Raw genomic sequence first — 2794 nt, 5'->3', positions numbered from 1 at the left:
CCCCCAGAGAAGAAGCAGGTCTGCAGGCGCTGGAAGCGTTCGACAGTGCCTGGGACAGCAGCTATCCGCAGATAAGCCGGAGCTGGCAGACAAACTTGGCTAACCTGGCGACGTTCTTCGCTTACCCGGCAGACATCCGCAAAGTCATCTATACAACCAACGCCATCGAGTCGCTGAACAGTGTGATCCGGCATGCAATAAAAAAACGCAAGGTGTTCCCGACGGACGATGCAGTGAAAAAAGTCGTGTGGCTGGCAATCCGGGCTGCCTCACAGAAATGGACGATGCCACTACGGGACTGGCGTATGGCAATGAGCCGCTTTATTATCGAGTTCGGTGACCGCCTTGACGGTCACTTCTGAGGAAAGGCATTTACACAAAATCTTAAACAGGATCCATTAATGATTTATTTATCATTAATTCATTGTTATTTTCATGCTTTTTAAGCAATGATATTATCCTGTTTGTTTCGTTATAATTAATTTCATTGCATATCTCCTTGTTATTCTGTTCTATTTTACTATTTATATAGTTTTCTATTAAAGTAATTGACTTTTGCATGCTGTCATTGTCAGCTGATTTAGGGCGTAACTCCAAGAAGGATATATGATTGGAAATACTGAAACTGTCCTTCTGTACCCCCTCATTCAGAATGTCTGCGGCGGCGCTGCTGAGCAGTTTGTGCACTGTCGAACGGAGCTCGGCTACCATATGGCTTTCAAATGTGGCCAGCGCGCTTTTTAGCGCTGGCGTATCTAGCCCTTGGCCACTGATACCCTTGCTGATAGTGTCAGTGACACTGCGTACAAAGTCAGACAGAGCGGCCGTAATTGGTCCCCTAACATCGGCAATAGCCGTACTGATATCGCTTTCGAGTTTTTTCAGCATATCCGGCGGGAGGAGCCCCTCAAAGATTTTGCTAATCTCCTTGCCCAGATCGGAGAATAACTTATCAGCATACTGTTCCCCCTCCTTCAGCAGTGCTGAGGCGATCATATTAATCAATTCTGAAATGTCTTTTCCCAGGTCAAATCTTTTTTCTATAACATTAACCAGTGACGAGAATAACTTAATCAGATTTTTACTATCTGAAATAATATCACATTTTATTAATTTCAATGATGTAATAAAGAAAGCGACTGTAATGATTTCAGATAAATCTTTTGCAATAATTCTAGCCTGATTTTCTTTAATTCCAAATTTAATTAAAGTGTCTAAAATAATATTATTTATTTTTTCAACAAACGGATTTAAAATTTTATCATATAAAAATTTTTCAATGTCCTTTATAAAGGAATTTCCCGTTGCTAATTTATAGATTAAATCTACGGCATCTATTGCCGCTAAAACGATACCGACACCGGGAGAGCCTAACAGTAAAAGAGATATAATATCTGCTATAAACGGTGATATATCAGATATAAAGTTAAACGCCTTCTGAACATATCCATAAATTCTTGTTTTATTTTCATCAATAATACTTTCTTGTCTTAATACACTTAATATTTTTCCCTGCTTCTCTATTTCCATAATTTTTGAACTTGAAATCAAGTCATTCATCAATAACATGATGTAAAAATAGCTTCTTTCTTTTTTATTATCTCTGATTGATAATGTTTTTCTGTAAGAAACAGTATCGCAATTTTTATTTATAGCCACATTATCTACGTGGCCATTTTCTTTTATGATGGAATTATTTTCATTTGCTATGATTGATAATGTTTTGACTATCTGCGTTATATCCTTTTGCTGATTTCCTTTTTTTTTAGGTTCCACTAGCATCGGAACATCGGGTTTTAATAAATTTTTCGATTTGAGGTTGTGATAAATTATATGTGGAGTGACAATATCTTTAACATCATGCAATGTTTTTTTTTAAAAGTGATATTTTCTGTGTTTACAATGTTATCATTATTATAGCGTTTGCGATTGTTTATGTATATTGAATTGTTTATCATTTTTCACTACCTCTGAATAGGAATAAGTAAATTACTAATTTTTGATTATGCGTTAAGTATGTTTACATTTGGGCACTTAGTAAGTGCTCGAAATATTCACGTACTCTGTGTACGCTCCGGTTTCTGCAAGCTATCCGTGACCAAACTGATAGCTCCAATTATGCCTACTGGGATAGGCTCTAAAAGATAAATTTATTTATGCTGATTAGCGGCGACAACACGAAAGTTTAACTCATTCAATAAAACTTCTCTCCGTCAGCTGACAAAAACAATTACCATAACAACTTACTCAATTGATAAAGATGTTGAGGATAATCATAGCAAAATTCATTCAGAAAAAATAAGAAAAATATGCCTGTATTAATACGTAATTAATTTATTTAGTTGGTTTTTGCAAAAATTGGGTCGTGTATTCAATATGTTGATTGCAGTGTGAAATGTCCGGTTTTGGATGTGGAATACAGTGGCTAAAGTTGATGTAAGATGCCCGTTTTGTGAACAGAGATCTCCTGTGAAAAAACACGGTTATGGCAAAAGTGGCCATCAGCGTTACCGTAGTCAGTCATGCAGACACGGATGGCTACAGGGCTTACAACGACGAACTTCAAAAAGTAAAACACATTGTTAGCAAGCTGTATACACAGCGTATTGAGCGTGCACATCTGACACTGCGTAACCGATTGCAACGTCTCAATGGCTTTGTTGAATAAATAGAACTTTTGGGTAATCATCGGAGCAGATCACCACAGTTGTTTCAAAATCAGGTCTCCATGGCAAAACAAAATTTTAAAATCACCAACTGGCCCTCTTATAACAAGGCCCTAAAGCAGCGCGGT

Annotated in this window: 2 protein-coding genes and 2 pseudogenes; 3 read left to right on the top strand and 1 reads right to left on the bottom strand. The window is 37.3% G+C overall.

What is annotated here, in order from left to right; all coding sequences use genetic code 11:
- On the top strand, positions 1–362 hold a 362-nt coding region (locus QZ506_RS12725; RefSeq protein ID WP_291971513.1), incomplete at its 5' end, for a transposase.
- A gap of 22 nt (positions 363–384) precedes the next feature.
- Here QZ506_RS12725 and QZ506_RS12720 read toward each other — a convergent pair.
- Positions 385–1782 (bottom strand): hypothetical protein, encoded by a 1398-nt coding sequence (locus QZ506_RS12720; protein ID WP_291971511.1) that lies wholly within the window; start codon positions 1780–1782, stop codon positions 385–387.
- A gap of 639 nt (positions 1783–2421) precedes the next feature.
- On the opposite strand from QZ506_RS12720, the pseudogene QZ506_RS12715 reads away from it, so the two are divergent.
- Positions 2422–2529: pseudogene (locus QZ506_RS12715) on the top strand (IS1 family transposase); the annotation flags it as partial.
- Positions 2530–2557: 28 nt separating this feature from the next.
- Positions 2558–2650, top strand: a pseudogene (locus QZ506_RS12710) (IS1 family transposase); the annotation flags it as partial.
- Positions 2651–2794 lie beyond the last annotated feature (144 nt).

It is taken from the genome of Candidatus Symbiopectobacterium sp. (assembly GCF_020054415.1).
Classification (GTDB): Bacteria; Pseudomonadota; Gammaproteobacteria; order Enterobacterales; family Enterobacteriaceae; genus Symbiopectobacterium.
Note: the sequence above shows the minus strand (reverse complement) of the source record. Positions and strands in the feature narration are given on the sequence as shown.